Raw genomic sequence first — 6,908 nt, forward strand, 5'->3', positions numbered from 1 at the left:
AAAAAATTTAAAAAAAAAGATATTTTTTTAAATAATATTGAATTAATTGTTTATGCAACACGAAATTTCCTCCATTGATAGAATGGTCATAAAAATATTGATACGAAACAGTAGAATATCTGTAAAGGATATATCAAGGCAACTTGGCATTTCCCAGCCAACAGTAAAAAAAAGAATAACTCAAATGCTGGATTCTGGTATTATACAAAACTTTGCCTGCAATATAGATATGGCTAAATTTGGATACAATCTTACATTTATAACCATGGTACGTATTGTAAATGCAAATAATTCAGAAAAAATAGCATACAAGCTTATGAAAATAAGTTCAATTTCATCGGTAGATATGATAACAGGAGAATATGATTTGATTCTAAGAGGATATGCAAAGAACCAGGATGATCTTTATTACATACTTTCTAAAATTCAATCCATTGAAGGTATAGATCATCTTTTCACTAATATAGTTATAAAATCACTTGGTAATAAAACAGTTATACCTGAATGATAAAAATTAGGCTCATTAATATTACCTTAATAAGATATATAATTATAAATTATCTATTTTATTTTAACATTAAACATTTTATATGCTTTTCAGGTGTAACTATATTTTGATTAAACAACTATGAGTTAAGGATTCAAACACGATCATTATTAAGTAATTGTTTGTTACTGCTACACCTTAAAAATCAATTTTTAAATATTTTTTTTAAATCCTCCTTTGTATCGACATCTAAAAGTGCATTATTATCAATCTCCACCCTGATTATGTCTTCTGGATGGTTTCTTAGAATAAATCGGCCTCCAACATCACCTTTAAGATTTAATAGGTCATTAAAATATTTAGATGAAAATATTGCAGGATTTACAGGAATTCCAGAATTATATGCACTTACAATGCCCGCATCATTCTGGCTGTATATATTAATCATCCTGTTAATTATGTTTTGATCTATTAATGGGGAATCCCCCAGAAGTATCATAACACCATCGATGTTATTTTCTACTTTTCTTAATCCGGCTACTATTGATGTTGACATTCCGTTTTTATAATCATAATTGATGGCAATCTTGAACCCATTTAGATTAAGAACACTGTAATTTACAGCAGGGTTAAAAACAATAATTTTTTCATATAACAATGAATTCCTGGCATTCTCAATTGTATATTCTATAAGCATTTTACCATTGATTTTGTAAAATAATTTGTTTTCACCAAATCTTCTTGATTCCCCTGAGGCAAGTATTATACCAGATACCTTTTTCATAAATCATAATGAATAAATGTAATAATAATGTTTATTTTATTAATTTAATCATGAAATCAGAAAAATCGATTACATTTTCGTCATATGAAAGATTATTGTAGCATAGCGGGCATATTGTAATAATCTTGCCAGCTGTTTGCTTCAAGTTATTATACCTTTTATATGAAACTTCCGATGCTATTTCTGGGAATAATAGTTCATCTGGGCCACCACAGCAGGATGTAAGGTTTTCCGGCTCATTTAGTTTAACATTCGCAGATTTTTTAAGTATATCAAGGGCCCTGTAATTATTTTTATGAAGTACAATATGGCATGGCTGCTGCACAGTTATTTCCTCACTGGTTTTTTCAAAGTTCATGTTAATTAAATCTGTATAATAATAAATTTCAATGTCATAATTTTTTATGTATTCCGGATAAATATTTTTCATCAAATCATATGTATGCGGGTCTATGCATATTATTTTTTTAACATTCAATTTTTTAAGTTTATTATAAACATTATTTGCATATTTTTTAAATTCATTTATATAGCCAAGGTCATAAAGAAACATTCCTGGATAATCCTCATCTTCGCGAAGGTAATTAAATTTTACACCGGACATTTTTAACAATCTTACAATATTCCTTAAATTATTTTCCATTTTAACCTTCATATTAATGTCATAGAAATGCCTTGAGAGTTTTATTAAATCAGGATGCCTTGATATTAACCTTGAAAATGCATTAAATAGATTTCTATCAAAATATTTTCTTACATAATTTATGAATTTCGTATATGCCATAAGCTGGTACATATCCCCTGTGAAAAGAATTGTATCTGACTCATCAAAATTTATTGATGATGCCCATTCTGCGGATTCCCTATTTAATCCCAGGGGATTTCTGAATCTAAGTATGGTTTCCTTAATCATGTCCGCTATGTCCACCCTGTTACCATTAATATGCTTCTCTGCAATTTCCTCCTTCATTAAATGGCTTAACTCTCCAGCGTTAACGCCTGCAGGGCACACCTGAAGGCAGGCAAAGCAGTCAAGGCATGAATAAAAGGAATCTGAAATTTGGAGCTCTTCCCCTGTATTTATTGCAAACTGTGCAAGAATGATCCTTCCCCTGGCACCCTTTATTGAATTGTAACCTGCTGCAGGAAGTGTTGGGCATACAGATTCACAGAAACCACATTTTATGCATTCATCAGTAATTTTTAGAATCTGATTTTTAGTCATAAAATATCTTACCCCTGTTCATTATATTCTCCGGGTCAAATACTGCCTTAATCCTCTTCATTAATTCCAGTGAATAAAGGGAATTTCTTTCCTTATACTCCTCGTATAGAAGTTTATTTTTTTCAGTACCTATCCCATGTTCTGCTGATACACATCCCTTATGCCTTATGGCTGCCATGGCAATTTCCATCTGTAATTTTTCAACCTTTTCAAGTCCGGTTTTTGTGTTCTCTGCAAATATATTTGCATGTATATTGCCATCCCCAATATGACCAAAAAGGCTTACATTTATCTTCATTTTGTCCACAGCATTTTTAATCTCCTTCAGTGTGGCAGGCAGTTCTGAGGCGGGAACTATGACATCGCCTATTATTACTATTTCATTTTTCTTCTCACGCTGGTTGAGCAGTGCTGAATAGGCACCCTTTCTGGCCTTATATATTTCATCCATTGTTTTTTGATCCATTATTGTTAAAACATCCTTTGTGTAATTTTTGATAATTTTTTCCACATTTTCAATTTTTCCTTTAAGGGAGGCCTCAGTTGAATCGATATCAACCATTAGCATGAACTGTGTGTAGTCCGGTATTTTTATGTTTAACTTATCCCTTATGGAATTAATGGTTTTTAAATCCATAAATTCGGCAATTAATGGCGTAATACCCGCATTCTTTACAGCGCTAAGGGCGGAACCAACATCATAAATATCATTGTAAAATGACAGTATTCTGCCATATTTTTCAGGCAGTGGCTCAATTTTTAATATAGCCTCTGTTAGAACACCGAGAGTGCCCTCGCTGCCTATAATAAGTGCAGTAAGATCATATCCAGCACTCCTTTTTAATGTATATTCTCCAGTTCTTATAATTTCACCCGTGGCCGTCACAAATTCAGTGCCAAGAACCCATTCCTTTGTTGCACCGTATCTTACTGCCCTGAGCCCACCGGCATTGGTTGAAATGGTGCCACCAACAGTTGATGCCTTTGAACTGGCGGGATCAGGTGGATAGAAAAATCCGTATTTGTTTAAATATTCATTTAGGTTATCAAGCCTTACCCCTGGCTGGCATACAACATATCTGCTTGCTATGTTTAATTCCAGTATTTTATCCATCTTCATGGTATTTATTATAATGCCATTATAATTGGTGACACTTGATCCTGTTAGTGATGTTCCACCACTTCTAACCGTTACATCAATTTTATATTTAGTACATAATTTTAATACTCTAGAAATCTGATCTGAATTCTCAGGTATAATTACAAGCTCTGGTATCCTTCCGGGCATATAAGAGGCGTCATTTTTATAGGGTATTTTTTCCTCAAGGTTCTGCAGAACATTATTTTCTCCTGCCGCCTGCCTAATTTCATTTAAAATGTCATTATTTATATTCATTACTATGATAATATTTTTATATTTATAAACTTGCTTTATCTGATAAATATATAATTAAATTTTATTAATATGTTATCTAATGATTAATAGAGTTTAAGGCCCTTGCTATCTGTATAATTATAAAAAATCTAAGCATAAGGTAAAAAAAAATAAAATTATCCACCATAATTTCTATTTGGGAATTATTTTATTTTGCTTTAATTAATTATTTCAAATACATTATATTTTTATATTCATATATATTAAAATATCATGGTAGATGTTGGTGAGAAAGCACCGGATTTTGAAGCGCCTGACACTGGATTAAAAATGAGGAAACTGTCTGATTTTAAGGGAAATACAGTGGTTCTTGCATTTTTCCCTGGGGCATTTACATCTGTATGCACAAAGGAAATGTGCACATTCAGGGATTCAATGGCAAATTTTAACAGATTTAAGGCAAAGGTAATAGGCATAAGCGTTGACTCTCCATTTTCATTGAAGGAATTTGCAGAAAAAAACAAACTTCAGTTTGATCTTTTAAGTGATTCAGGAAGGGAAATATCCAAAAAGTATGGGGCCCTTTATGATAGCTTTTTGAACATAAAAAATCTGTCGGCGTCAAAAAGATCTGTATTTGTTATAGACAAGGATGGGATTATAAGGTATAAATGGGTTAGTGAGGATGCCTCAAAGGAGCCTGATTATAAAAAAATAGAGGAGGAAATATCAAAATTAAATTAAATTTTTAAACCTCCTGGTATTTAAGATACCACACCTTTTCTCCGCTGTTTATCCTCTTATATGCATCCTCAAGTGTGGACGGCTGTGGTACTATTCCCCTATCCCCTGGATTCCAGTTCACTGGAGTGGCTAGTTTTTTATCCCAGTTCAGCTGCAGGGCCCTAAGGCTTCTTAGGATTTCGTTTATATTCCTTCCAGTTTCAGCCGGATAATATATCATCCAGCGGACTATGCCATTGGGGTCTATTATAAATACACCCCTAACCGTGTTGCCTGCCTTTTCATCTATGAGATTATATGACCTAGCCACCTCCTTATTTATGTCTGCTATCACCGGGAATGGAATATCTACACCAAATTTTTCCTTTATGTCTTTCAGCCATTCTATGTGACTCTGCAGGCTATCAACGCTTAGACCTATTAGAACTGCATTTAACTTTTTAAACTCATCATATCTTTCCGCAAATCCCATAAATTCTGTGGTGCACACCGGCGTGAAATCAGCAGGGTGTGAAAACAGAACAATCCATTTACCACGGAAGTCAGATAGAGCCAGCGGTCCCTTGGTTGTATTAACAACAAACTCTGGTGCCTTATCACCAAGCTTAACGGCCATATTAATCACCGTATTATATATTATAAATTAAAATAATAATATATTGAAACATGCAAAAATTGCATTAATAAAAATTATTATATATTGAATTCGTTATTTTAATAACATTTATGATAATTTTGTAATAATATTTGTAACATATTATTTTTATTTCCTGTGGCTTTATTCATTTATGATCGTAGAGGATTACAGAAGAATAACATGTGGTGGTGATCCTTTCAATTATCTTATCGGCTCACTTAAGGGTTTATATTTTGATACAGATTCAAATGTCGAGGTTAAGTTAATTCTGGATTCGAATAGGTTCAATTATGACATTGAAAAATTTATAAAAATACTGGATTATACTGGTTTTAATCTTATTGAATATAAAAAGAATGAGGATATTGAACTCCGAATCAGGAAAATCTAGATTTTTATTATGCCAAGTGAGGTTAATTTTTTTATCTCATCCTGACTGTACCCAAGTTTATAAAGTATTTCATATGTATTTTCTCCATTACTTGGGGATGGTCTTTCTATTTTAAAATATTTATTATTTAGTTTAAACGGCACTGGTTGGATTTTCAATTTACGACCACTTTCATTTATAACCTGAAATGGATTTATTGCACTCGTTTGCCCATCTTTTAATACCTCACTTACATCTTTTATCCTTGCACACGGAACCTTGTATCTTTTTAATAAATCCATCCAGTATCTACTTGTATTTTTAATAAACACTGATCCAAGCAGGCGGTTTAATTTTTTTCTATGTCTGACCCTTTCACTGTTTGTTATATAGTCTGGATTATTTTTAAGTTCCGGCATTCCAATTGCCTCGGAAAGCCTTGAAAAAAGATTATCGTTGGAAATTCCTATGACAATATATCCATCTCTAGCCAAAAAGGCACCATAAGGTGCAAAGGACATATGCTCACTTCCAGCCCTTTTGGGTATTTTTTTTGTTATTTGATATGATTCTATATAGTAATTCATCCAGTAAAGTCCAGTCTCATAAAGTGATGTAGTTACCTCCATTCCCTTGCCTGTTCTTTCACGATAAATAACTGCACCAAGTATCCCCATGGCAAGCCACATGGCAGAACCCACATCAAGAACTGAAACGGCCACCCTTGCCGGCTTTCCAGCTCTGGCACCATTCACACTCATTATACCAGTTTCAGCCTGTATGATTGCATCGTATCCTGGATTGTTCATTAATGGACCTGTGTTTCCATATGACCTTATTGATGCATATATAATTTTATCATTAATTTTTTTAATATTTTCATATCCAAGACCCAAAGAATTAACAGTATCCGTGCGAAAATTTTCCACAATAATATCAGAATTTATTATAATTTTATTCAGTATCTTGCGTCCCTCTCTGGTTTTTATGTTTACCGCCAGGGATTTTTTACCCCTGTTAATTGCAATAAAATATGCAGATTTATCTCCAATCGAGGGTTCCATGGATCTTGAATCATCACCGCCTGGAAGTTTCTCAATCTTTATTACGTTTGCACCAAGGTCGCTTAAAATTGCTGTTGCACTGGGACCAGATATATTGGTTGTAAAATCCAGTACATTATATCCATTCAATATCTTTTCTGCATATTCATTATCAAAATTTGAAGGCATGAATTATAAATTTTTAAGCACAATAAATATTTAATGTTAATTTATTATTTTATT

At 32.7% G+C, this 6,908-nt stretch carries 8 protein-coding genes; 3 read left to right on the forward strand and 5 right to left on the reverse strand.

All coding sequences use genetic code 11. The features are described 5' to 3' along the window. The first annotated feature begins 52 nt into the window (after positions 1 to 52). Complete coding sequence (locus AOG54_RS08475) at positions 53 to 508, forward strand: Lrp/AsnC family transcriptional regulator (protein WP_082180426.1); 456 nt, start codon at positions 53 to 55, stop codon at positions 506 to 508. A gap of 184 nt (positions 509 to 692) precedes the next feature. Here the strand turns inward: AOG54_RS08475 and AOG54_RS08480 are convergent, their stop codons facing one another. From AOG54_RS08480 to AOG54_RS08490, 3 genes are read right to left on the reverse strand one after another with little or no spacing between them, the layout of a single operon-like run. Continuing rightward, the gene (locus AOG54_RS08480) at positions 693 to 1,271 is read right to left on the reverse strand and encodes a nucleotidyltransferase family protein (protein ID WP_054963811.1); all 579 of its coding nucleotides are present in this window, start codon (positions 1,269 to 1,271) and stop codon (positions 693 to 695) included. Between the two features lie 31 nt (positions 1,272 to 1,302). After that, positions 1,303 to 2,496: a (Fe-S)-binding protein gene (locus tag AOG54_RS08485; protein ID WP_054963812.1), complete on the reverse strand. Its 1,194-nt coding sequence runs from the start codon at positions 2,494 to 2,496 to the stop codon at positions 1,303 to 1,305. Further along, positions 2,489 to 3,892 (reverse strand): FAD-binding oxidoreductase, encoded by a 1,404-nt coding sequence (locus AOG54_RS08490; RefSeq protein ID WP_054963813.1) that lies wholly within the window; start codon positions 3,890 to 3,892, stop codon positions 2,489 to 2,491. Before AOG54_RS08490 ends, AOG54_RS08485 begins: the two co-directional genes overlap by 8 nt. Positions 3,893 to 4,144: 252 nt before the next feature. Here AOG54_RS08490 and AOG54_RS08495 point away from each other — a divergent pair, with 252 nt between their 5' ends. Then, positions 4,145 to 4,615, forward strand: a complete 471-nt coding sequence (locus AOG54_RS08495) for a peroxiredoxin (protein ID WP_048101219.1) — start codon at positions 4,145 to 4,147, stop codon at positions 4,613 to 4,615. 4 nt (positions 4,616 to 4,619) lie between these two features. On the opposite strand, the gene AOG54_RS08500 is transcribed toward AOG54_RS08495, so the two are convergent. After that, positions 4,620 to 5,231 carry a peroxiredoxin gene (locus AOG54_RS08500; RefSeq protein WP_054964503.1) on the reverse strand — a complete coding sequence of 204 codons (612 nt, stop codon included), beginning with the start codon at positions 5,229 to 5,231 and terminating at the stop codon, positions 4,620 to 4,622. Between the two features lie 172 nt (positions 5,232 to 5,403). Between AOG54_RS08500 and AOG54_RS08505 the strand changes: the two genes are divergently transcribed. Further along, complete coding sequence (locus tag AOG54_RS08505) at positions 5,404 to 5,643, forward strand: hypothetical protein (protein WP_055032616.1); 240 nt, start codon at positions 5,404 to 5,406, stop codon at positions 5,641 to 5,643. Here AOG54_RS08505 and AOG54_RS08510 read toward each other — a convergent pair. Then, a complete protein-coding gene (locus AOG54_RS08510; RefSeq protein ID WP_054964478.1) occupies positions 5,640 to 6,854 on the reverse strand; it encodes a CaiB/BaiF CoA transferase family protein in 1,215 nt (404 codons plus the stop codon). The genes AOG54_RS08505 and AOG54_RS08510 overlap by 4 nt on opposite strands. Positions 6,855 to 6,908: the final 54 nt, after the last annotated feature.

Origin of the sequence: Acidiplasma aeolicum (assembly GCF_001402945.1) — an archaeon.
Classification (GTDB): Archaea; Thermoplasmatota; Thermoplasmata; order Thermoplasmatales; family Thermoplasmataceae; genus Acidiplasma; species Acidiplasma aeolicum.

Coding starts and splice junctions, on each gene's coding strand:
- AOG54_RS08505 (WP_055032616.1), top strand. CDS start 5,404: ATGATCGTAGAGGATTACAGAAGAATAACATGTGGTGGTGATCCTTTC.
- AOG54_RS08480 (WP_054963811.1), bottom strand. CDS start 1,271: ATGAAAAAGGTATCTGGTATAATACTTGCCTCAGGGGAATCAAGAAGA.
- AOG54_RS08500 (WP_054964503.1), bottom strand. CDS start 5,231: ATGGCCGTTAAGCTTGGTGATAAGGCACCAGAGTTTGTTGTTAATACA.
- AOG54_RS08510 (WP_054964478.1), bottom strand. CDS start 6,854: ATGCCTTCAAATTTTGATAATGAATATGCAGAAAAGATATTGAATGGA.
- AOG54_RS08475 (WP_082180426.1), top strand. CDS start 53: ATGCAACACGAAATTTCCTCCATTGATAGAATGGTCATAAAAATATTG.
- AOG54_RS08485 (WP_054963812.1), bottom strand. CDS start 2,496: ATGACTAAAAATCAGATTCTAAAAATTACTGATGAATGCATAAAATGT.
- AOG54_RS08495 (WP_048101219.1), top strand. CDS start 4,145: ATGGTAGATGTTGGTGAGAAAGCACCGGATTTTGAAGCGCCTGACACT.
- AOG54_RS08490 (WP_054963813.1), bottom strand. CDS start 3,892: ATGAATATAAATAATGACATTTTAAATGAAATTAGGCAGGCGGCAGGA.